General features: G+C 58.6%; 24 protein-coding genes and 1 pseudogene. 2 read left to right on the forward strand and 23 right to left on the reverse strand.

The genetic code is table 11. The annotated features are described in order from the left end of the window. Window positions 1–144: 144 nt before the first annotated feature. The 8 genes and pseudogenes from QWJ34_RS13775 to QWJ34_RS13810 all read right to left on the reverse strand — a co-directional run bounded on the left by QWJ34_RS13775 (window position 145) and on the right by QWJ34_RS13810 (window position 5,868). Entirely contained in the window at window positions 145–1,098 is a 954-nt protein-coding gene (locus QWJ34_RS13775; RefSeq protein WP_302728620.1) for a phosphotransferase enzyme family protein, read from the reverse strand. A 2-nt stretch (window positions 1,099–1,100) separates the two neighbouring features. After that, entirely contained in the window at window positions 1,101–1,592 is a 492-nt protein-coding gene (locus tag QWJ34_RS13780) for a GNAT family N-acetyltransferase (RefSeq protein WP_302728621.1), read from the reverse strand. 197 nt (window positions 1,593–1,789) lie between these two features. After that, the gene (locus QWJ34_RS13785) at window positions 1,790–1,945 is read right to left on the reverse strand and encodes a hypothetical protein (RefSeq protein WP_302728623.1); all 156 of its coding nucleotides are present in this window, start codon (window positions 1,943–1,945) and stop codon (window positions 1,790–1,792) included. Between the two features lie 114 nt (window positions 1,946–2,059). Further along, window positions 2,060–2,788 (reverse strand): ABC transporter ATP-binding protein, encoded by a 729-nt coding sequence (locus QWJ34_RS13790; protein ID WP_483314271.1) that lies wholly within the window; start codon window positions 2,786–2,788, stop codon window positions 2,060–2,062. Window positions 2,789–3,013: 225 nt separating this feature from the next. Next, window positions 3,014–3,628: a histidine phosphatase family protein gene (locus QWJ34_RS13795; protein WP_302728627.1), complete on the reverse strand. Its 615-nt coding sequence runs from the start codon at window positions 3,626–3,628 to the stop codon at window positions 3,014–3,016. 135 nt (window positions 3,629–3,763) lie between these two features. Further along, a complete protein-coding gene (locus tag QWJ34_RS13800; protein ID WP_483314272.1) occupies window positions 3,764–4,240 on the reverse strand; it encodes a GNAT family N-acetyltransferase in 477 nt (158 codons plus the stop codon). A 118-nt stretch (window positions 4,241–4,358) separates the two neighbouring features. After that, window positions 4,359–4,719 (reverse strand): annotated as a pseudogene (locus QWJ34_RS13805) (NUDIX hydrolase). 120 nt (window positions 4,720–4,839) lie between these two features. Continuing rightward, the gene (locus QWJ34_RS13810; RefSeq protein ID WP_302728630.1) at window positions 4,840–5,868 is read right to left on the reverse strand and encodes an HD-GYP domain-containing protein; all 1,029 of its coding nucleotides are present in this window, start codon (window positions 5,866–5,868) and stop codon (window positions 4,840–4,842) included. A 348-nt stretch (window positions 5,869–6,216) separates the two neighbouring features. Here QWJ34_RS13810 and QWJ34_RS13815 point away from each other — a divergent pair, with 348 nt between their 5' ends. Beyond that, window positions 6,217–6,930, forward strand: coding sequence for a 3-keto-5-aminohexanoate cleavage protein (locus tag QWJ34_RS13815; protein WP_302728632.1), 714 nt, complete (start codon window positions 6,217–6,219; stop codon window positions 6,928–6,930). A 114-nt stretch (window positions 6,931–7,044) separates the two neighbouring features. Here the strand turns inward: QWJ34_RS13815 and QWJ34_RS13820 are convergent, their stop codons facing one another. The 8 genes from QWJ34_RS13820 to QWJ34_RS13855 all read right to left on the reverse strand — a co-directional run bounded on the left by QWJ34_RS13820 (window position 7,045) and on the right by QWJ34_RS13855 (window position 13,962). After that, window positions 7,045–7,947 carry a manganese catalase family protein gene (locus QWJ34_RS13820; protein WP_302728634.1) on the reverse strand — a complete coding sequence of 301 codons (903 nt, stop codon included), beginning with the start codon at window positions 7,945–7,947 and terminating at the stop codon, window positions 7,045–7,047. A gap of 277 nt (window positions 7,948–8,224) precedes the next feature. Beyond that, window positions 8,225–10,126, reverse strand: a complete 1,902-nt coding sequence (locus QWJ34_RS13825; RefSeq protein WP_302728636.1) for a beta-glucoside-specific PTS transporter subunit IIABC — start codon at window positions 10,124–10,126, stop codon at window positions 8,225–8,227. Between the two features lie 306 nt (window positions 10,127–10,432). Then, complete coding sequence (licT, locus tag QWJ34_RS13830) at window positions 10,433–11,275, reverse strand: BglG family transcription antiterminator LicT (RefSeq protein WP_302728638.1); 843 nt, start codon at window positions 11,273–11,275, stop codon at window positions 10,433–10,435. A 262-nt stretch (window positions 11,276–11,537) separates the two neighbouring features. After that, complete coding sequence (locus QWJ34_RS13835; RefSeq protein WP_302728640.1) at window positions 11,538–11,975, reverse strand: GNAT family N-acetyltransferase; 438 nt, start codon at window positions 11,973–11,975, stop codon at window positions 11,538–11,540. Then, window positions 11,972–12,391: a hypothetical protein gene (locus tag QWJ34_RS13840; protein ID WP_302728642.1), complete on the reverse strand. Its 420-nt coding sequence runs from the start codon at window positions 12,389–12,391 to the stop codon at window positions 11,972–11,974. The genes QWJ34_RS13835 and QWJ34_RS13840 overlap by 4 nt, the downstream gene beginning before the upstream one ends. 45 nt (window positions 12,392–12,436) lie before the next feature. Next, complete coding sequence (locus QWJ34_RS13845; protein WP_302728644.1) at window positions 12,437–12,901, reverse strand: ribosomal maturation YjgA family protein; 465 nt, start codon at window positions 12,899–12,901, stop codon at window positions 12,437–12,439. Then, window positions 12,898–13,437, reverse strand: a complete 540-nt coding sequence (locus tag QWJ34_RS13850) for a histidine phosphatase family protein (protein ID WP_302728646.1) — start codon at window positions 13,435–13,437, stop codon at window positions 12,898–12,900. The genes QWJ34_RS13845 and QWJ34_RS13850 overlap by 4 nt, the downstream gene beginning before the upstream one ends. 81 nt (window positions 13,438–13,518) lie before the next feature. After that, entirely contained in the window at window positions 13,519–13,962 is a 444-nt protein-coding gene (locus tag QWJ34_RS13855; protein WP_302728647.1) for a DinB family protein, read from the reverse strand. A gap of 211 nt (window positions 13,963–14,173) precedes the next feature. Between QWJ34_RS13855 and QWJ34_RS13860 the strand changes: the two genes are divergently transcribed. Next, window positions 14,174–15,550, forward strand: coding sequence for an alkaline phosphatase (locus QWJ34_RS13860; protein ID WP_302728811.1), 1,377 nt, complete (start codon window positions 14,174–14,176; stop codon window positions 15,548–15,550). Between the two features lie 537 nt (window positions 15,551–16,087). On the opposite strand, the gene QWJ34_RS13865 is transcribed toward QWJ34_RS13860, so the two are convergent. The 7 genes from QWJ34_RS13865 to thrC all read right to left on the reverse strand — a co-directional run bounded on the left by QWJ34_RS13865 (window position 16,088) and on the right by thrC (window position 22,271). Next, the gene (locus QWJ34_RS13865) at window positions 16,088–16,711 is read right to left on the reverse strand and encodes a hypothetical protein (protein ID WP_302728648.1); all 624 of its coding nucleotides are present in this window, start codon (window positions 16,709–16,711) and stop codon (window positions 16,088–16,090) included. An 84-nt stretch (window positions 16,712–16,795) separates the two neighbouring features. After that, entirely contained in the window at window positions 16,796–17,371 is a 576-nt protein-coding gene (locus QWJ34_RS13870) for a hypothetical protein (protein ID WP_302728649.1), read from the reverse strand. Between the two features lie 3 nt (window positions 17,372–17,374). Next, window positions 17,375–17,899, reverse strand: coding sequence for a VanZ family protein (locus QWJ34_RS13875; protein WP_302728650.1), 525 nt, complete (start codon window positions 17,897–17,899; stop codon window positions 17,375–17,377). An 88-nt stretch (window positions 17,900–17,987) separates the two neighbouring features. Then, window positions 17,988–18,872 (reverse strand): NAD(P)-dependent oxidoreductase, encoded by an 885-nt coding sequence (locus QWJ34_RS13880; RefSeq protein WP_302728651.1) that lies wholly within the window; start codon window positions 18,870–18,872, stop codon window positions 17,988–17,990. Between the two features lie 172 nt (window positions 18,873–19,044). Further along, the gene (locus QWJ34_RS13885) at window positions 19,045–19,872 is read right to left on the reverse strand and encodes a hypothetical protein (protein ID WP_302728653.1); all 828 of its coding nucleotides are present in this window, start codon (window positions 19,870–19,872) and stop codon (window positions 19,045–19,047) included. Window positions 19,873–20,069: 197 nt separating this feature from the next. Then, on the reverse strand, window positions 20,070–20,657 hold the full coding sequence (locus tag QWJ34_RS13890) for a hypothetical protein (RefSeq protein WP_302728655.1): 588 nt from the start codon (window positions 20,655–20,657) through the stop codon (window positions 20,070–20,072). Between the two features lie 210 nt (window positions 20,658–20,867). Next, the gene (gene thrC, locus QWJ34_RS13895; RefSeq protein ID WP_302728656.1) at window positions 20,868–22,271 is read right to left on the reverse strand and encodes a threonine synthase; all 1,404 of its coding nucleotides are present in this window, start codon (window positions 22,269–22,271) and stop codon (window positions 20,868–20,870) included. Window positions 22,272–22,298: the final 27 nt, after the last annotated feature.

The following is a 22,298-nucleotide window of genomic DNA, read 5'->3' on the forward strand; positions in this document are numbered from 1 at the left end:
CGAATCTTGACCTTTATTGACCTTGCGTCTTTATTATAAAAGCGGCTTCCGCTAAAAACAAAAACGATCTTCGCCGCTTAGCGGCCTTTGCGGGCGCTGCGCGGCGGTCAATCGTTTCCATCCGCCCGTTTTCGCGCTTTTTGATCAGGTTTGGACTTTTTGCGATTTGCCGCTTTCCTTATCGAACAGCAGTTTCTCGTAATCGTCCACACGGACCAGCAGGGATTCGGCATAACGCAATACCTTTTCGTCCGGTCCCCGGCTCTCCAGCAGCGCGGCCGCCCCGCGAACGTTCCACAGCCTGATGGCGGCATGCAGCAGCGTGTCTTCGATGCGTATCGCCCGCTCTTCGTATCCCCGCTTGAACGCGCGCAAATTCCGCCGGGCCGTTTCCGTGCCCTTGAGCTCCAGCGTAGAAACGAGCAGCGCGGCCAGATCGAAATGCCGGTCTCCCCGGCGCACTTCGCCGAAGTCGATAATCCGCGCGCCTTCCGCGCCGAACACCAGATTCCAGCGTCCAAGATCGCCGTGGATATAACTTTCCGCGGCTTTTTCTTGCCCGGACCGCGCCGCGCGGGCGGCATCTTCGGCTTCCGAACACGCCGAGACGGCCGTTCCGATCCGCTTCACAGCCGCATTCCGCTCCGCGCCGGGGTAACGCGCAAGAAAAGCGCTCCATTTGCTTTGCAGCTCGAAGCGGTCGGGCTGCGCGTCCAGTTCCAGTCCGGAAAGCGCGGTATGCAGCAGACCGGCTTTGGCGCCCAGCTCTTCAAAATCGACGACAACCGCTCCCGGCGGCAGCGGTTCGATATAATGCTGCAGATTGTAAAAAGCGCTTTCCGATTCGATCCACGGATTCCCGTCCGACGCAATCCGTATTTCGGGACAAACCGACCGGCCTTTCAGCGCTTCCGCGATGCGATATTCGGTCAGCGCCTGCTCCCGGCCGCGCATGCGCCTCAGCACGTAAATACCGGTTTCCGAGGCAATCAGGCGCGCGCCCGACGATATGCCGGCCGACGCGTTATTCTCCGATCGGATGTGTCCGATACCGAAGCCGCGGGCGGCTGCCTGCGCCTCCGGCGACAGCTGCGCCACGCTTATTCCGCCTGTCTCCGGCCGAACGTCAGCTCCATCGGACCCGAGCAGACGCTGTACCCGTTCTTCGCGTAGAACGTCTCGCCGCGGCCTTCCGGCCAGACGAGAATAAATTCGTGCTCCAGTTCTCTCGCCCACTGCTCGACGACCTGGGCGAGCCGGCTGCCGATGCCCCGGCCGCGGAACTCGGGCAGCGTATAGACGTTGGTCATATAAATAAACGGCTGGGTCAACCGGCCCGGGCGGGGCACATTGTGGATCATCTCCAGATAGATATGGGACACGACCTGCTCTTCGTATTCCGCCACCCAGACCACCCAGTGCTCCGAGCCGATCGCTTCGACAAGAAATTCGTGCATTTCGTCGTGGTAATCGCTTTTCTGCTCATGGGTGACCTCCAGCCCCGCTTCTTCTTCCAGCGCAAAATCGAAACGCATGGCCGCAAGCTGTTCGATATCCGACGTTGCCGCCGTTCGCATAATTAATTCGCTCATTGTATTCGCTCCTGTCCTATGTAAAATGACCGCGGAAAGCCGCAGCCGTGTGATGGCGTTCTTTATTCTACATGAAATTCCGTTTATTAGGCAAACCAGCAGTTTTTCTTCCTTAAATCAGGCGCAAAAAACGGACATCGGCCTGAGCCGGATGCCCGTTTTGGCGAAAACTCACGCGGAGCCTTCGATGTTCGCCATTACTTTTCTTCGTCGCCCGAAGCTTTTGGAGAAGGTTTGGCCGCCCACTCGTCCGCCTGGGTTTCGACGTTTGCGCCTTTTTCTTTCTTTTCTTTCTCCATCAGCGTGTCTTCGCCGGCGCTCTTCTGGTTCGGATCTGTGTTGTTGTCAGTCATCATGAATTCCTCCTCAGCTTGTAATGGGATATGCAACATTTAGGATATGCAATCCTTGACAACCTATCATTACCCGCTGCCGAAAATTGAAAACATCCCCCGCGCAAACTTTCGTCAGCGGACCGACAGCCAGGCTCGCCCGCCGCGCCAGTCCACCTGCACCGGCATTTCGAAAAAGTCGCTCAGATGTTCGTTCGTCAGCACTTCGCCGGAAGCGCCCCGAGCAAAAACGCGGCCGCGCCGGATCAGCAGCGAGTGCGAGAACACCGGCGAAATTTCTTCCGCATGGTGCGTAACCAGCAGCAGCGTAGGCGCGTCCGGTTTGGCGGCCAGGGCGTCGATACTGCGCAGCAGCGCTTCGCGCGAAATAAAATCGAGTCCGTTGCTCGCTTCGTCCAGAATAAGCAGCTTCGGCGAAGCCATCAGCGCGCGTGCGATCAGCAGCTTCTGCTTCTCCCCCTGCGAGCAGGTCTGGTACATCCGTCCGAGCAGGTGGCCGCAGCCCAGGTCGCGCATCAGCTCTTCCGCGCGTTCGCGATCCGCGGTTTGCATCTCCGCATACAAGCCGATCGAAGCATGCCGGCCGCTGACGACGATATCGAGCGCCTGCTCGTTCGGGCGAATCTTCTCCTGCAGCGAGGAGCTGACCCAGCCGATCGACTTGCGCAGCTCGCGCAGATCGATCGTGCCGAACTTGTGTCCCAGCACGGAGACTTCGCCCGAGGTCGGCCACATATACCCGTTGATCATGTTCAGGATGCTCGTTTTGCCCGATCCGTTCAGCCCGAGCACGGCCCAGTGCTGTCCCTCTTCGACCGCCCAGTCGATATTCTGCAAAATCATCTTGTCGCCCCGTCTCCAGGAGACGCCTTTCAGTTCGATCACCTTTGCCACTTTCTTTCCTCCTTTAAAGCTGTGCTTCTCTAAGCGTAGACCAACGGCCCAAAATTTGCAAAACGAAAAAGGCCTTATCCGGCTTTAACGCCCGGACAGGGCCTTTCTTATCATGCAGATTACGGTTGAAGCACCGGAGCGGCCCGGGGAAATAGAGCAGAGCCCTGGCCTTTTTCAGCCCCGCAGATGCTCCTGCGCGTTCGTAAACACAATCCGTCTGCGCGAGCCGTCGATCCGCCACAGGTGGATGCCGGTGTCGCCGGTCGCCAGCGAAACGCCGGTATCGAACGGCAGCTTCAGCAGGCTGTGAAACAGCATATTGATCGTACCGCCGTGAGAAACGATGCAGATCCGGTGAAAGTCTTTCCTGCCGCGGTTGGCGAACAGCAGTCCCGACAGAAAAGCTTCCGCTCTCGCCCGGAACTGAATCTCGGATTCGGCCTCCGCAAACGTATCGTGCGGCTGCCGGCCTGAAGCCGGAAGCGGATACTTGACCGAAGCTTCTTCCCGCTTCAAGCCGGCAAGCAAACCGTTGTCCCACTCCATCAGGTCTTCGTCGTAGGCGACCCCGATTCCGCATTCCTGCGCGATCGCTTCCGCGGTGCGGGCGGCGCGCTTGAGCGGGCTCGCAAGAATCTCGTGCGGGCGGTAGGATCTTGCGATCCAGGCCGCGGCAAGCCCCGCCTGACGCTCGCCGAGCGGCGTCAGCACGAAATCGGCCCTCCCTTCGTGTCGGTCTTCCAGGTCCGCCTGCGACTCCCCGTGCCGCACGACCAGCAATTCGATCATTCGTTCATCCCCCAGTGATCCCCTTTATAGTCCTTCTGCTTATATTGTCGTCCTTTTTCCTTGCTTAATCAATCGGTATATTCTATCATGAATTTTTCATCCCATGTTCTTTTAATATAGGAAGCCGCCAAAAAATCATAAGAGTTTCGCCATCGCGTATTCGTCGATATACCGGCCTTCCACCCGAAGCGAATGTTTGCGGATTCCTTCCTGCCGAAATCCCATCTTCCGGTACAGCGAAACGGCGGCCTCGTTATGCGCCATTACGGTCAGTTCCAGCCGATAAATCCCGCGTTCCCGCGCCCAGTTCTCCAGTTTTTCAAACAGTCGGGTCCCGATGCCCCGGCCCGAATAAGCCTGGAGGATGCCGACCACGATCTGCGCCGAATGCCGAATGCGATTCACGTTCGACCCGCGCGCTTCGATATAACCCGCGATTCGGCCTTCGCACTCCGCTATAAGGACAATGCTGCGGGGATGCAGCAGCGCGGACGCGATACGCTCCGTCTGCTCCGGCACGGTCGTCCTGCGTTCTCCGGGCTCGTACAGCATAAACGCCGTTTCGGCATCCAGGCTCCGGCAGAGCTCCAGCCAGTTCTCCGCGTCCTCCATGCGGATCTGCCGGATCGCGGCGCCGCGGCCGCCGGCTTCAGCGTTCGTTGTTTCTCCGTTTTTTGTTTCTTTTTCCATCGCTTCGTATCCCTTTCTTTCCGTCGGCTCATGCCGGACCTTAGTCTATCCATGCCGGTCGATCCGGCTCGCGCAGAAACGCAAACAGTTCGCGCACCTGCGCCTGCGTATTGCGTTCGGCCGACAGCGGCGGCAGTTCGTCTTCGCCGAAAAATCCGACCTCGCTCGTCTCGATGCCGCTCGCCGCTTCTCCCCCGGTAATTTCGCAGCGGATAAACATCTTATAGACGTAAAAAGGCGAGACCGGATGTTCGTGGAACTTTTTGTCCAGCACGGCCAGCAGCCTGAGTTCCCTCAGCATTTGGAAATCGTTCCAGATCGTACACATCCCGCGAGTATTCCAGACCCGCCTGGCTGATCGCCTGGATTTGCCGCGCCCATTCCAACCACTTCGGCTGCATATGTATTCCTCCTTCAAAGTTCCCGCCGCAAAGCGGCTTCAAGCAAAAAAAGACTTTCCGCAAAAGAAAGTCTTTTCCAGAGCTCCGAGCGAGCCGGTAAACACCCGATGCTTTTATATTCTAAACGAATACTTCTTCGACGGCGAGCCCGCGCTCGCGCGACAGGTCGCGGAACTGATCGTCCACCCGGACGAGCGGTTTGAAAATATCCGACGGATTGTTGAGGATGATCGTTCCGGTCTCCCCGTTGTTCAAGCGCACGCTCTTGCCGATCAGATTCGACATCAGGTGCTGGACGAGCGCCTGGACCGGCTTTTCGTTCAGCTTGCCGAAGCCCAGTTCGTACACTTCGTGCAGCACGTCGAGCAGCGCCCGCTTCGGCGCGTCTTTCCTGCCTTCCGACAATCTGAGATAGGTATCGGCGACCGCTACGATCTGCGCGTAAGGATGAATATCCGGCTTGGTCAGTCCCTGCGGATACCCCGTGCCGTCTTCGCGCTCGTGGTGCTGCCAGGCGACCAGCGCCGTGACTTTGTCTTCCATCGACTTAAGAATAACGTCGTAACCCAGCTTGGCGTGCTTGCGCAGCTCCTGCCGGTCGTACTCCGTCAGATTATCCGTCCGGTTGCGGATCGTCGGGGAAATCTTGCTTTTGCCGATATCGTGCAGGTAGCCGCATTTGCTGATTGCGTAGCATTCCCCTCGCGAATAACCGAGCCATGTCGCTATGTAATAAGACAGCATCCCGACCTGCATCGAGTGGTTGTACAAGCTGACGTCCTCGCGCTCCAGCACCAGCAGCAGCGATACGATATCCCGGTGGTCGTCGACCGCGCGCAGCAGGGGTTCGAGCTGCATATCCACCGTTTCCTCATCGAATTTGCCGCTCGTCAGCGCTTCCAGAAAGATCGACTGATAACCGCGGATCGCAAGCTCGATATGGCTTTGCATCGCCCGGCTCAGTACGCCCGCTCCCGTATCGCCGCCCCGGGGTTCGATTTCGACGTAGTCGATCCGATGCCGGTTCAGCAGATCGGTTTCTTCCGTTTTGATCACCGTGCCGCGCGGCAGCACATGCAGACCGATCGGGTTGAACGCGTCTTCTCTCAGCATATCGCCGTGTTGAAGCTCCGTTACATGGACTCGCATTGGGCACCCCCTGGGTATTCTCGCATCTTTTTTTCTATCATTATATAAAAAGATATCGGAAATCCGCTTTTTTTTATTAGAAAGCGCAGAACAATCCGTACTTTAGTCCGGTAAACCCCCCGCTAAAATGAGGCAAACTTACTAGTCGGTTTCTTGTTCATTTTGAATCGACAAACAGTATTTGCATTTTTTTCTTTGTGACGATTTTATGCGAGCACTTGCTCCCGCTTTGCCGATCGGCTATACTGAATCCCCAAGCCTGCGCCGCTTCTGCCCGGAGCTCCCTTGAGCGGATAGAACCGCCGGCTTATCCATCGCGCCATGTCCGGAATCGGAGGAGGAGAAAAGATGCTTCAGGCCTGTCTGAACGGTTCGCGCAGCCGCGATTACCATGCGGCGGTCCCGCATACGCCGGAAGAAGTCGCCGCGGAAGCGGAGAAAGCCGTGCTCGCCGGCGCGGATGAACTGCATATTCACGTCTACGCCGAACACGGCGAAGAAAGCATGGAACCGGCCGATGTGGACCGGCTGCTGCGGGTCGTTCGGGAAAAGGTGCCGGGAATCCCCGTCGGCCTGTCCACCGCCTGGCGCATCCTGCCCGATCCCGTGGCGCGGCTGGAGTGCATCCGGGCCTGGAACGTACTGCCCGATTACGTCTCCGTCAACGTAAACGAGGAAGACGCGGAGCCGGTAATCGCCGCCCTGCTGAAGCGCGGCATCGGCGTGGAGGCCGGGCTGTCTTCGCCGGAAGACGCCGAAATCTTCGCGTCCATGCCGCAGCGCGACCGCTGCCTGCGCGTGCTGATCGAGATGCAGTCGCCGGAAGACGACCGCGGCACCGTGCGCCGCATCCGGCAGATTCTGCGCGAAACCGAGTGCTATCTGCCGCAGCTGCTGCACGGCTTCGATTCCACCGTCTGGCCGATGTATACCGAAGCGGTGCTGCTCGGCCTGGACCGTCGGGTCGGCTTCGAAGACGGCTGCAAGCTGATGTCCGGTCTGACCGCTCTCGACAACGCGGACATGGTCCGGATCGCCAAGCTGCTTCAGGGCGGCAATTAAGCGCCGAGCGCTCGGTCCGGACCGCTTTTCTCCATACGCAAACAAGCCGCCACGCAAACCGAAGACTCGGCGCGGGGCGGCTTTTTGATGCGAATATATGCCAATCGGCTTGCGTTATTCCGAAATATTGCCCGCTTGTTTCAGGCGCTTGGCAATCGCTTTGAAATCTTCCGCGGAAATGCCCGGCGCGAATTCTTCGTCGACCGCCGGCGCTTCCGGAATCGGAACGCCTTTCGGCACGCCGGCAATGACTTCAAGCGGCGATCCGTCTTCCGGGTGCGTGCCTTTCCAGATCTGGTCGATCGTGCCGAAGTCGTTGTCGCTCCACGTATACAGCTTCGTATGCACGCCTTTTTCCTCGTATTTTCTCGCTTCGTTGAACTTGCGGTTGTCCAGCGACGGGATCGGGATCAGCTTGGTGACATTGACGCCGGTCGCCACTTCGAGCGCTTTGGCGTAAGCCACGACGTGGACGCCTCCGCGCACCAGCAGGAAGCCGACAACGGCCCGCGCAGCCGGATGATCGGTCAATTCGTATACTTTCATCTTGTGGGTTCTCGCTCCGACTTCCAGGAAGAAGTTATGCAGCAGGTCTTCCACCAGATTGCCGCTGTTGAACACGTTGGCGCCGGTCCACGGGTTCCCCATCGAATCGAACGGCATCGCCCCCTGGCCGCCGGCCAGGAACGGATACGAGAATCGGGCGTCTTTAATCGATTCGAGCGGAGTTTTGTCCGGATCGCCCGGCTTGGTGCCGCCCTGATAGATCTTGCCGATCGCGTGGCTGACCAGCTCGACGTGCCCCAGTTCCTCGGCGGTGATGCTCATCACCAGGTCGTAGAACGGTCTCAGTTTTTCTTTGGAACGGAAATTGAACGATTGGAACAGGTAATTGTTCAGCGTGGACATCTCCCCGAATTTGCCTCCGAGCAGTTCCTGCACGGCCGCGGCGGCGTTGGCATCCGGTTTTTCGACATCCGGAATCTCGATCATGATCTCTTCCATGCGTTTGAACATTTCCGGTTTCCTCCCAGTATTGTAGATGAAGTATAAAAAACACACACAATCAATAGTTAACCCCAGGGGGCTTTTTCAAACGAACACTTTTTCGGATTCATCCAATCTTCACATAATGAAACCATTTCTTTGCCAAAAATATAACGCGTCCTGCTTTGTCGGTTCGTTCCGTGAATCCGCGCGCGCAAACGGCGAAAAGCCCCGCGGCTTCGGAATTCGAAGCCGCGGGGCTTTTCATGCAGCGGGCGTTGTGCCGGTCCAAACCGACAACCAGCGCTTAGACTACGGCCGTCAGCAGATAACCGCCGTTGTTGACCGAAGACTCGGTCGTTTTGAGCACGTCCAGATAATCGGCGGAGTTGGTCACGATGACCGGAGTCGCCGTCACGTAACCCGCCGCTTTGATCTGTTCCAGATCGAATTCGAGCAGCAGCTGGCCGACTTCGACGCGGTCGCCTTCTTGGACCTTTTTATCGAAGAACTGCCCTTTGAGCCGGACGGTGTTGACGCCGACGTGGATCAGCAGCTGTGCGCCGCCGTCGGTCGTGATGCCGATCGCGTGGCCCGTCGGGAACACGGTCGTCACCGTGCCGGCGGCCGGCGAAGTCAGGCGGCCCGAAATCGGATCGACCACGATCCCCTGTCCCATCGCGCCCGAGGAGAACGCGGGGTCGGGCAGCGTATCGAGCGGTTTGACTTCGCCTTCCAGCGGGCTGACGATGATTTCTTTCTTGACCAGGCTGTCGGCCGAAGCGGAGACCGCTTCTTCCGGACGGGCCGAAGCCGGTTCGCCGTCCGCGGTTACGGCCGCGGCTGAAGTTCCTTCAACCTGCGCGTCTTTGAAGAATACGAAGTTCAGCAGCGCCGACAGGAAGAACGCGACGGCGATGCCGACGACCGTCATGGCGAAGCCTGTGCCGACATAAGCCGGGATCGCCAATACGCTCGGCAGCGCGAACGAGATCGCCCGTCCGCCGCCCGCGCCGATAATCGCGGCGCCCACCGCTCCGCCGATACAAGCGAGAATAAACGGCTTTTTATATTTCAGCGTAATGCCGTAGATCGCGGGCTCGGTAATCCCGAAGATCCCGGCAACCGTCGTCGAACCGGACAGCGCTTTGAGCTCGCGGTTTTTCGTTTTGAGGAAGATCCCGAGCACCGCGCCGGCCTGCGCCAGCACCGGCGCCGCCAGCATCGGCAGCATCGTATCGTAGCCGAGCTCGCCCAGGTTGCTGAGCATGATCGGCACGAAGCCCCAGTGCACCCCGAAGATTACGAATACCTGCCAGAATCCGCCGGCGATCAGACCCGCCACGATCGGACTCAGGTTGTACAGCCAGGTGTAACCGCTGGCCAATCCTTCGCTGACGATATTGCCGACCGGACCGAACGCCAGGAACGTCAGCGGCACGACCACGAGCAGCGTAAACATCGGCACGAGAATATTTTTGACCGATTGATGGATAAACGAAGCGAAGAAGCGTTCGACGTAAGACTGCACCCACACCGCCAGGATGATCGGGATAACGGTCGACGTATACGTCACGAGCACGATCGGAATCCCGAGGAAATACAGGGAAGCGCCAGCGCCCTGCGCCGTGGCGATCGCCGGATACACCAGCGCGCCCGCGATGGCGACGGAGACGAACGTATTGGTCTTGAAACGGCGCGACGACGTGATGGCCAGGAACACCGGCAGGAACGTGAACACGCTGTCCGAAGCCGCGTTGAGAATCAGGTATGTCCCGGATTCCTGGTTGATCCAGCCGAGCACGAGGAACAGGGCGACCAGGCCTTTGAGCACCCCGGCCCCGGCCAGCGCGCCGAGCAGCGGCGAGAAGATGCTGGAGATCAGGTCGACCGCGCGGTTCAGCCAGCTGCCTTTTTCTTCCGTCGTTTCGCTGTTGTCCGCGCTTTCCGCGTCTTTGAGTTTGGTTTGATCCATAATGCCTTTGAATACTTCGGGCACGTTGTTGCCGATGACGACCTGGAACTGCCCGCCGCTTTCGACGACGGTGACGACGCCCGGGGTCTTGCTCAGCCCGTCTTTATCGGCTTTGCTTGTGTCTTTCAATTTGAATCTGAGACGCGTCGCGCAGTGGAACACGGAACTGACGTTGCTTTCCCCTCCGACTCCTTCGATGACTTTCTTGGCGATTTCCTGATCTTTGGCGCTCATGATGACACCCTCTCTGCTTGATTTTGGATGGATATCGAATTCGGGTTGAACCGAGCGGATTCTGCTGCGTTTTATCCTCGACAAAAGCGGCGCCGGCTGCCGTTTTCGCCTCCGTAAAACGCAGAAAAACCTGAACTCGTGACGGAACAGACGCTTCCCTGGCGGAAACCCGATTACGGATTCGCCGCTCGAAATTAAAACGTTTGTTCTCTCACCAGCTCAGGTTTTGCCTGCATGACCAGTTACACCCTGTTTCCCAATGGAGATGATGCTATGCGATTATGGTGGGCCCGCCGATCGAATGTGTTACGACTCGGCGCGCATCGTGATCCGCTGGATATGGATCGTCAGATAAACGTATTCGTCTTTGCTGAGGGACTGCTGATACGTGTTTTGCAGGTATTCGTCGATCTTCTTCACGCAGTCGAACGCCTGCTTGTAACTTTTGCTCACCTGATCGTACAGGAAATCCTCGCCGCTCTGATGCACTTCTTTGCGCAGCAGCCGCATCGAGAAATACTGCAGATGCGTCAGGAAGCGGGAGTAGCTCAGCGACGACTCGTCGAGCACGATGCCGTAATGGTAAGTGACGATATTGAGGATGTGGTGCACGATCTCCGTCATCTCGATCGTCATGCGCATCTCCGCGCCGTCCGTGCGGGCGTTGACGATATGCAGCGCGATAAAGCCCGCTTCGTCTTCCGGCAGCTTGACGCCGATCGCTTCGTCGATCATGCGGATGGCGTCCTGCCCGATGGCGTATTCCTTTTTGTAGAACCGCTTGATCTCGAACAGCATGGCGTTCTTGAACTCGATGCCTTTTTTCTGCCGCTCGATCGCGTACGAGATGTGGTCGGTCAGCGTCAGGTAAATATTGTCGTTCAGTTCGGTGCCGAGCACCGTTCCCGCATGCTCCACGATCGCTTTGACGACTTCCAGGTGCGAGACCGGAATTTCGTTCAGCAGTTCGGTCAAACGCGCCGTCAGCTCGTTCGTATTCAGCATGAAAATTTTATCGATTTTGTGCTCGTCCACCCGATCGCCGATCACCTTGTTGAACGAAATCCCCCGTCCCATCACAATGACTTCTTTTCCTTTGGCGTTCCGGGTGAGCAGCACGTTGTTATTCAGCACTTTTTCAATAATCATCGTTCTCACTCCCGAGTGCAGCTTCCGCGTTTCCGGTTGCCCGATCCCGCTTTTTTCCGGATGAGGCTATAAAAAAAGCCTAAGTTAATGCAAATAACATCAAGTCGACACGAAGCGCAAATCGAGTTAATGGTATTTGATTTAACTTAGGCATTGCCCGCGTTACCGGTCACAATCCTGTTGTTGATGTCATTCTAACACAGGAGCTAAAGCGATTACAAGACGGGTTTTAAACTTTTACTAAAAAAAAGAAAGCCGGATCTTATCGATCCAGCCGTTTGCGGAACCCCCGCACATCTTCGTCGTAGCCGAGCGATTCGTAGAATGCGTGCGCTTCTTTGCGGTAGCCGCTCGACACGAGCAGCGCATACCCGCAGCGCAGCTCGCGCCCGGTCCGCTCCAATTCTTCCATCAGCAGCCGCCCGACGCGCTTGCCGCGCGCCGCTGCGGACACGATCACGTTCTCCACGACCATAAACGGCCGGCAGTCGGCGATCAAGTCGCGGCAGACCACGCCCATTACGCTGCCCAGCAGACGCTCGCCGTCATAGGCGCCGAGCAGGTAATAATTCGGATCGTGTTCGATTGCCGCAAACGTTTCCGCCATCGCGGCGGGATCGGACGGTTTGTCCAGCAGTTCTTCGTATAAAGCGCCCAGCAGCGGAAGCTCCGGGGTTTGAATGCCGCGAATTTCGATCATATGCGCTCCTGTCCGTCATCCTGGGTTATTTTTGTCATGGTCGGGAGTTCTTCCTCCGGCGGGCTTCCGGACTCGCTCAGTCCGGCGGACGGGGATGCCGCGGAAGCGGAAGTCGAAGAAGGCCGGGCCGGCTCTCCGGCCGGCGCGCGGCGGTTCTCCTCCGGGCGAAAGTATTCGATGCCCAGGACCACAAGGCCCAGCGCAAACATCAGCACGCCGGCGGTAAACGGAACGCCGAGCGCCATGCTTTGTTTAATTACCGATTCGTAAGTTCCGCTGCCGTAAATCGCGTACCACAGCCGGGTGCCCTGCCAGGTGGACATATTCGGCACGAACAGCGCGGCCGCAACAAAAATGCACCCGGTCAGCCAGGCTCCGGCCAGGGTCAATACCCCGCCGATTACCGTTTTCTTCACGGGCATATCCCTCCCTTCGCCCGATTGCGCCAATTTGCGCCCGGTTCATCTTGCGCGCGTTCGACGCCTGCGCGCTTTTCGCCCGCGCTTGACGGCCGCGACAACGGCGATATCGATCGCCAGGGCGCACAGAACGCCGGCCGCGTAGCGCAGCAGATCGGCCGGCAGGAAGCCGCGGCCGAGCACCAGCGCGCCCAGACGTTGGGCGCGCAGACTATCAAGCCAGCCGGCCCGGTAGAGCTGGCTGAACTCGATGGCGAAGCTGAACGCCAGCGCAAGCAGCGCTCCGAGCAGCGCGCGGCGCCCCGGCAGCAGCAGCCGGATGCCGAAGTAGACCATCGACGCCCAGAGCGCGTCGCCCGCGCTCTCCGCCAGCCAGGGCGGCAGCGCGGCAGCGTAAGCCCGCGAAGCCAGTCCGAGGCCCAGGCAGGCCAGCAGCGCGGCCAGATAGAAGCTCCGCCTGAGCGGATACCGCTTCCGGCGGTGCGTCCGGCTTCGGCTGCCCCTCATTCGGCGTCCGCCTCCGGATCGTATTCCACAATCTCCGCCAGCGCGATATCGGCGCGTCCGATCAGCGTCCCGAACAGGGTGCCGTGCCCCGCCACAATCACTTTGCCGCGGTCCGAATACCGCTCCAATACGCCGTTGATACGCCGGAGCAGCGCGCTCCGGCTTTCCCACAGCCGCCGCTCTCCGTCCGGATATGCGCCGCCGCTCCGGTTGTAATCGTCGCGCAGCTCCCGCATCCGCTCTTCGCTGTCGTACTCGAACGTCAGGTCCGGCTGCCATTCGCGCAGATCGTATTCAACCTTGAGTTCAAGGTCCAGCCGCCTCGACAGGATCGCGGCCGTCTGCATCGCCCGCGTATACGGCGAAGACAGGATCAGCCCGGCGTCCTTGAGCCGGGAATCGCCCGCCGCCGCTTGCACCTGCCGCTCTCCTTCCGCCGTCAGCGGCACCAGATCCCGGCCGTTGCCTTTCAGATTCAGCGGCTTGTACGTATGCCAGTCCGGTTCGCCGTGCCGGATCAAATAAAAGATCGTCAAGCTGCTTCCTCACCTTTCGCGTCCGCGCATTTTGGGCGCGGAGGTTCTGCTCTGTCCGTTTTCTTTACCGGTTCTTTCCGGTCAGCGCGGTCCTCTCAAGATCAAATTGGCCGATACCGGCTTGAGTCCCAGTTCTCTCGACCAGATCGAGAGCTGCCCGATATGATGAATCTCGTGCGCGATCAGATGCCGCATAATATCGCCGTATGTAAAGATATCCATCCGTTTGTCGTCCAGCTCGTCGGTCCAGTCCAGCACGAACGGACGGATCTCGGCCGCGGCTTCGTCCGACAGCTTCCGCGCCGCTTCAAGCGTCGCGTACGGCTCGAACGGATAATGGCTTTCCGGTTCGCCCATCAGCCCGCGAATCCACGCATGCTCGATATCCACCACGTGAACCAGCGTTTTCAAAATGCTGCCGAAGCCGCCCGTCCGCTCCCGCGTCAATTCTTCTTCCGGCACCTGCCCGCACCAATCGAACCATTCGCCCCGCACCAGCCAGTTGTACTCGAACAATTTTTGCATTTCCCGATCCCTCCCCGATTCGTTTGCTTCCACTTTACTCGCCGGAGAAGAGAAAGGGAAGCGGTCTTGTAAACGAAACGATACTTTATGCCTTTTACAAGGTTTTGACAAAAAACTCCGCCTGCGTTCACATTCGATTTCTATACTTGAGCATGTGTTCAAGCTATCGGCGCAAACCGCCTATTTTCATCATCCGAAGGAGGAGATTACGATTTACAGTCTGTTGAAAAAAGGATTTCCGGCCCTGCTCGGCCTGACGCTCACCGCCGGTACGGTGGTGACGGGAGTCGCCGCTCCGAGCGCCGATTCAGCCGCGGCTGTCGCAGCACCCGCATCCGGCACCGCCAAAAACGTTATTTTCCTGATCGGCGACGGAATGGGACCTTCGTATATGGCCGCCCACCGTTATATGAAAGACAAGCCGTCGACGAAGCTGATGGAAAAAACGGCGTTCGATTCGTACCTGGTGGGCGCACAGACGACTTACCCGGAAGACGAGCACCAGAATATCACGGACTCCGCTTCCGCCGCCACAGCCATGTCCGCCGCCGTCAAAACGTACAATGCGGCGATCGCCGTCGACAACGACGAAACGAACGTCAAAACGGTGCTGGAGCAGGCCAAGGAAAACGGCATGTCGACGGGCCTCGTCGCCACGTCCGAGATCACGCACGCCACGCCGGCCGCTTACGGCGCGCACGATCCCAACCGCAAAAACATGGATTCGCTGGCCGACGACTATTTCGACGAAATGATCGGCGGCAAGCACAAGATCGACGTCATGCTCGGCGGAGGCCGCGGCAACTTCGTGCGCAAAGACCGCGACCTGACGGCCGAATTCAAAAAAGCCGGCTTCGGCTACGTCACCGACCGCAAAGGGCTGCTGGCGAATAAAAACGATCAGCTGCTCGGGCTGTTCGCCACGGGCGGACTCGACAAAATGATCGACCGCACCTCGGCCACCCCTTCGCTGGAAGAGATGACAGACGCGGCGATCAGCCGCCTGAGCAAGAACGACAAAGGCTTTTTCCTGATGATCGAAGGCAGCCAGATCGACTGGGCCGGACACGATAATGACGTGGTCGCGGCCATGAGCGAGATGGAAGACTTCGAGCGCGCCTTCCGGGCGGCGATCGATTTCGCCAAGAAAGACGGCAATACGCTGGTCGTGACGACCGCCGACCATTCGACGGGCGGACTGAGCCTGGGCGCAAACGGCGAATACAACTTCGACGTGACCCCGATCAAAGCGGCCGTACATACGCCGGATTACATGGCGGCGAAGATCGCCGCGGGCGAACCGGTCGACCGCGTTCTGCTGCAAAATATCAAGCTGAAGCTGACGCAGGAAGAACGGGCTTCGGTTAAGAAAGCGGCTGCGACCAAAGACGTGACGACGATCGACAACGCGATCGAGAAGATCTTCGATACGCGCTCGTTCACCGGCTGGACGACGGGCGGACACACCGGCGAAGACGTTCCGGTATACGCGTACGGCCCGAGCAGCGAACGCTTCGCCGGTCTGATCGACAACACGGACAACGCGAAGATCATCTTCGAACTGCTGGGCGGCAAGCCGACCCGCTGACGCAAGCGGCTCCGAACGGAAGCGGAACCTAGCGCAAGCGACCCGGATCTTCCCCGATCCGCTGTCCGGCTTCACCGTCTCCCCGCTTTCAAGAGCGCGCGGTATTTCTCCGCGCGCTTGGATTGTCGAGAAGCGACTTGACGTCAACCTAATAGGTAGGCTCGATCGGAATGAAAGGTCGGTCGGGCAAGGAGCCGAGAAAATAAAGCGAGCGGCAGGGCGAATCCAAAATAGCTGCGTATAGACTCTTATTCAGGCTTAATCTTACGTTTTCGAGAAAATAACTGCGCTCGTACAATTATTTCGAGCTTTTGCGCTTCGATTCGGCCTTTGGCTCTCGAATAGTTGCACCTGTGTCGCTATTTGAACAAACCGAAGCGTTTCGCCCCAAATAAGTGTAACTGCGGCGCTATTTTCCGTTTGGAACCCTACCCGCCTTTCTCTACACCCCGGGCGCGCGGCATTTCTCCGCGCGCTCTTTGCGTTCGTTCCCGCTCCTTGCCCGCCTGCGTTCCGCTTCACTGGCGCGGTTCTCCTTCATCTACCGGCTGCCTGCGAGCGTCTGCGCCGGCGGATCAAGATAATCGGCGCCGCGCACAGAATAACGGCGGCGGCCGCGATCGGCGCTATCATCCGCAGGACGGAGCGGCCCGAGCCGGGCGTGCCGGGAGAAGCGCCCGCCGTCAGTTCGACGGGCTCCCCGAGCCGCTTGACGATAGGCTCGACGGAGCCGTCGTAGAGCTCATTGCCGGAACAAAGCGAAGTCGTCAGCACGCCTCCGTTTTCGCGGGCGAATACCAGATATTTTTGTCCATTGGTAAACGAAGCTCCGCAGGATTCCGAACCTCTCGGCGTTTCCAAAGTCGTCGTTTCGTAGACCCGCCCTTTCCAGGCGCGTTCCACCTCGAACGTATACGAAACCGGGTCGCCGCTGGAAATCGTTCCGTTCAAGCCCGGTCCCGGCTTTCGAACGTCCGTCACCGTTCCCGCAAACACTTGGCCGGCCCATTCGAGCTTTTCGTCCAAACTTCCCAGCGCGCAGCTGCACGCGTATGCCGGCTTCGTCTCCGCCAACAGTCCGCCGAGTAGAGCGGCCGCAGCGATCGCCAGCACGCCGAGCAGACTCCAAAGCGGCCTGATTCGATTTGTAAACAAGCACATCTTCCCTGCCTCCTTCCGCGAATAAATAAAGGTCGTTATCCTCTAAACGCGCGGCGGAAGGCGAAAGTTACAATTTTATCTTAATCAGCCGCGGTATAAAGACGCGCGCTTATCGTAGATGCGCTCCGGCAAGTCGGCGGTAAAAGCATTCTTCCGGTATTTCTCCGCGCAGCGAATATTCCAGATCCGCAGTTCGTACAAACTGCCGTCGTCCCGGGGATGCCTGCCGTTCACGACGATTCTGCCGTACTGTTCGGACGCCAGCGCGAAAGCGGGCTCGTCCAGCAGCCCGCTGAGCCCGTCGGTACGGATCGGCCTGCCGAAAGCGGGACTGTAGCGGAAACGGACGTTCAATTCCCGCCGGTCTTCCGGCAGCGAAAATCTCAATCCTTCCTGCTTGTCGAAAACGGTTCCCGCGGACAGCTCGTAACCCGCGCAGTTTTCCCGAAATTTATTCAAGCCGCCCGGATTGTGCCGCAGCGACAATTCGTGCACGTAGACGGCGTTTGCCCCGGCGCTTATTACGGACCCGGCGCCGAATGAAAAAGATTCGGCCGGCGGCAGCTCGAAGGATTCGGCTTCTTTGCGCAGTCCTGCGTACGGACCGCCGCGCACTTCTTTGTCCCAGTACAGCGATATAGCCTGGATCAGCAGCTTCATCTCCTACCGCCTCCTTTTGCGCGCCGCCTCTTCCCGTCTGCGCGCAGACGGAGATCGGCCGGAAGCGCGGCTTTTTGCTTTCCGCTTGTTGCCGCCGCCCAGCTTGTACAACGCATAGCCGAGCGTCGCGCCGAGCCCGTTCAGGATCAGGTCGTCCACATCCGCCACGCCCACGCCCGATACGCCCTGAAGCAGCTCCAGCGCGGCGATCAGGATCAGGAAGCGGAATATAAACCGGAAGTACCCCCGCCAGCCGCGAAACAGGAACGGAAACAGAATGCCGAACGGCACGAACAGCGCCACGTTGCCGGCCAGATTGATCAGCGGCGCGCGGATATTGTGCCAGCTTGCCGAACGGGCGAACAGCCGGATCGTTTCCAGCGGCTTCAGGTTGTACCGCAAATCGTGATTCAGGCTCAGATGTTCCGCCCGTCCGAACCCCCAGAACATCAAATACAGCAGCCAGCCGCCGTAGCCGATCAGCAGCAGCGCGGCAAATATTTTCAAGGCGATTCCTTTAGCTTTCATACCTGTCTAAACTCCTTATCGTCATCCTTGCCGCGGCGCGCCCGGCAGACCGAACATGCGCGAATGCAAGCCGCAGGCGCCGAACGGTTCATTGTTTCCGCTCCGGCATGCGCCGCTTGAGCTCTGTCCAGATCGCGGCCATATCCTGTTCGTCCAGACCGCTCTGCACGGCGGAGGCGTAGGTGCGGTTGACGGCTTCGGCCAGCGGCAGATCGATCTGCTCCCGCCGCGCTTCCGCGGCCAGCAGGCCCAGGTCTTTCGACAGCAGACTCACCATAAACGCCGCCGGAAACTCTTCGTTCATCCACATGTCTTTCTTGCCGGCCAGCATCGGCGTATTGACCGCCGATTCGCCGATCATTTCGATCAGCTGCGCCCGGTCCAATCCCGCATGTTCGCCGATCAGCAGCGCTTCCGAGATGCCCTGCGCCATCACGCCCAGCAGCAGATTGATCGACAGCTTGGCCGAGCTGCCCGCGCCGGCTTCCCCGAAGCGGATCGTTTTTTTGCCGAGAATCTCGAAGTACGGCTTGCAGGCGTCGACCGCTTGTTCGTCGCCTCCCGCCAGAATAACCAGCTGACCGTTCTCCGCGGGACCGACCGAGCCGGACACCGGCGCGTCCACATACACGCCGCCCGCTTCTTCCGTCAGCCGCGCGAACTCCCGCGCTTCGTCCGGCGCGATCGTGCTCATATTGACGACCAGCGCTCCCGCGCCGAGACCGGCCAGCACTCCGTCCGCGCCGTTCAGGACGTCCTCGACCGCCGAGCCTTTCGTCAGCATGACGAAAACGGCCTTCGCGCCTTCGCACGCCGCCCGCGGCGACTGCGCAAGCTCCACTCCGTGATCGGCAAGCGGCTCCGCTTTGGCGGCCGTCCGGTTGAACGCGCGCAGCGGATAACCCGCTTTCAACAAATTCCGGGCCATCGGCAGCCCCATATATCCCGTTCCGATCCAGGCCAATTGTTCCATATCGCTCAGCACTCCCTTGTCTCGATTCTGCGATGCTCTTCTACCAGCATACCCGAATCGGCGGGCATCGTCATTTTCTGCGCGCAAACCGCTGGAAGCCAACGCAAAAAAAGGACGGCGGAGTGCCGTCCTTTATCGCGCCCCGGCGATCCGGACCGGAACGCCGCCTTGTTTATGCCGGCCACGAATCGTTCTGCGGCCGTTCATAGCCGGGCCGGCATTCGTCGAGAATCGCGAGGAAATCGGAAATGAATTCCTCGGGCGAGTCGGTCCGGCTGCGGCCGCGCAGATGGCGTTCGATCTGCTCGTAGCGTCCGTCGCCGACCGACAGCAGCAGCGCGCGGCCCGACATGCCCGTGTTCTGGATGCGGAGCTGCCGCACTTCCGTCAGCGGAATGCGAACGGCGTCGAAGTGTCCGTCAGGCCGCAGCGCGGCGGCGACATAATCGTACCGGGTAGCCGCCAGAACCATGCTGCCCGGACGCGCGTCGGTCCACAATTCGAAATCTTTGTACAGAGCACGCACTTCTTCCTCCGGCGCAAACAGCCCGACATATCGAAGTTCGTCCAGTACCAGGGCGTCCACGCTGCGGTGCAGTTTGATTCTCGGCTTGATGTAGAACTGGATCGACAGCAGGCTGACCAGCGATACCGTAAGCATCGTTGTGTGGCTGCCCGCATCGAACACCAGCACCGCCGCCGCGAAGACAAGGATCGCCCACTGGGTCAGCGTCAGCGCGCGCAGCTTCTGGCCTCTCGTTTTGCGAAAACGCTTGAAACCTTCGCCCGGACGGTAGTCCGAAGTATACGCGCTCATCTTTCTTGCGCCTGCGAGTACCCAGATGCCCAGTCCGGTCATCAGCAGACTCAGCAGACTAAACAGGACGTCGCCTATCGCGACCGCCACGGCAAGACAGAACCCGAAGAACAGTGTGCACGACCAGCCGATCCATCTGCGCTTCCTCAACTGCTTTTTGAAATCCCTTTCCGCTCTATTCAATCCTTATCCCTCTTCTTTCTTCTATGTATTCCATAATTCCCTTTTCATTCTAAACCGATTCGGCGAGCATGGCGAGAACAAAAATAAAAAAGTTTCGGGCAGCCCGTTGAACCGGACCGTCCGAAACTTTATGCGTAAATGCGCTTGAATCCGCTCAAGCCATATTGTTACTTTTTTCACTTAATAAATCGAAAAATTTATTTGGCCGCTTTGGCCGCGTCCAGGATCGCCGTCAGGTAGCCTTTGGTGTCCTGGAGCGTCGCGCCGCTGACCGCATCGACCATTTCTTCGGGGCTTTTGCCTTCTAGGGCGCTTTCCAGCTCGGCGATCGTTTTGCCTGTTGCGAACGCTTCGAGCTCATGCAGGGAATCGTCGATCCGCTTGGTCGCTTTGGCATGGTCTTTCATCAGATCGCTGTAATAATCCGCATTCGCCAGTTTGGAAGCGAGCACGACTTTGGGGTCTTTGTAGCCTTCGCCGAATTCGTCGTCCGAGTTCGGTACGCCCGTCGCGACGTCGCTGCCCATAAACTGATAATCGTCCAGCGAAGCGCCGACGATCTTGTCGCCCTGAACCGCCGCTACCGCGACCGTAAACGACTTGGTGCCGTGCGCCGCTTCTTCCACCCGGCCCATCTTCACCGGTCCCGCGTCGGCAGCCGCCGCCGAAGCCGTATTGCCCGTCGACGTTTCCGCCGGCGCGGCCGCTTCTTTTTGCCCGCAGCCCGCCGCAAGCAAAGACATTCCCGTTAACGCCGTCATCGCCAAGATTGAGATTTTTTTCACAAATATTCCCCCTGTAAATCGTTTTGTATGTACTGCCTCCTTACTCATACCATGCGCGATTTTGAGACGTCAATCGTATCGCGTACATTTCAGGCGGTATAGGCGATTTTTATGTATACGTTTTCAAAATTGTCAAACATCCACGTGCTTCGACTCCCGTGTACGCCAAAACGGCGCTCCCGAAGGAAACGCCGTCTGCCGCTGTATGTGTTAAGCGAAAAAGGTTTCGAGCTGCCGCGTGACTTCCGCTTTGTCGCTTTCGATCACCGTCTGTACCTGCTCTTTGAGCGCCAGCTCGGCAATTTCGACCGGGAACTCCTGCGCGATATCGAGCAGCCGGACCGCTTCGTCGAACTTGGCCGGATGGGCGGTCGCGAACGTCGCGGTGACTTCGCCGTCTGCGTTGAACGCTTCGTAAGCCGCGACGCCGCAGGCCGTATGCGGATCAAGCAGATAATCCCGCTCCGACTTGTATTTGCCGATTAGCTCCAGACACTGCTCGTTGCTCGCGCCGAGCGCCCGGAATTCCGCCTGCACGCGCTCCAGCAGTTCGCCTTCGATAAAGATGCGGCCTTCGCTCGCCAGATGCCCCATGATCTCCGATACCTTGGCGGAATCTTCGTCCAGCAGATAATACAGATAACGTTCGAAGTTGCTGGCTACCTGGATATCCATCGACGGACTGTGCGTTTTGCGGAATTCGCCCGGGCGATATTCGCCCGTTTGCACGAAGCGCTCCAGAATATTGTTTTCGTTGGTCGCAATAATCAGCTTGTGGATCGGCAGGCCCATTTTTTTCGCCAGGAAGCCCGAGAAGATATTGCCGAAGTTGCCGGACGGCACGCTGACGTTGATCTTCCTGCTTCCCGCTTCGCCGCCGAGCTGCTCGCTGACCCGGAAGTAGGCATAGAAATAATAAACGGTCTGCGCCAGGATGCGCACGAAGTTGATCGAGTTGATCGCGCGCAGATGGTACTTGGCTTTGAAGTCCAGATCCGTAAATAGTTCTTTGATGATCCGCTGACAGTCGTCGAAGTTGCCTTTGACCGACAGGTTCAGCACATTCTCGTCGTCCACCGTCGTCATTTGCAGCTCCTGCACTTTGCTGACTTTGCCGTGCGGGTGCAAAATGCAGATCTTGATGCCTTCTTTGCCGCGCACGCCCTGGATCGCCGCCGCGCCCGTATCGCCGGAAGTCGCGCCGAGGATATGAATGATTTCGCCGCGCGTCCGGGAGACGTAGGAATAAAATTCGCCCATAAATTGAAGCGCCACGTCTTTGAACGCGAATGTCGGCCCGTGGAACAGCTCCAGAATGTACAGGGCGTCGTCCAGCTTGCGCACCGGCGTCACTTCGGGTTCGCGGAAATTCGCATAGCTGGCGTCGACCAGCTCCCGCAGATCTTTGTCCGGGATTTCCCCATTTGCGTACAGCGAGAAGATCTCGATAAACAGTTCGCGGAACGGCAGGTCTTTCCACCGCTCAAGCGTTTCCGTCGTTACGGCCGGAATCTGCTGCGGGACCATCAGTCCGCCGTCTTCGCCCAGTCCCATCAGGACGGTATCGATAAAGCCTTTCGGTTCAACCTGACCTCTTGTACTGATGTAGTTCATCGTAAGCCCCCAAGCGATTTTTTTTAC

The organism is Saccharibacillus sp. CPCC 101409 (assembly GCF_030518235.1).
Lineage (GTDB): Bacteria > Bacillota > Bacilli > Paenibacillales > Paenibacillaceae > Saccharibacillus.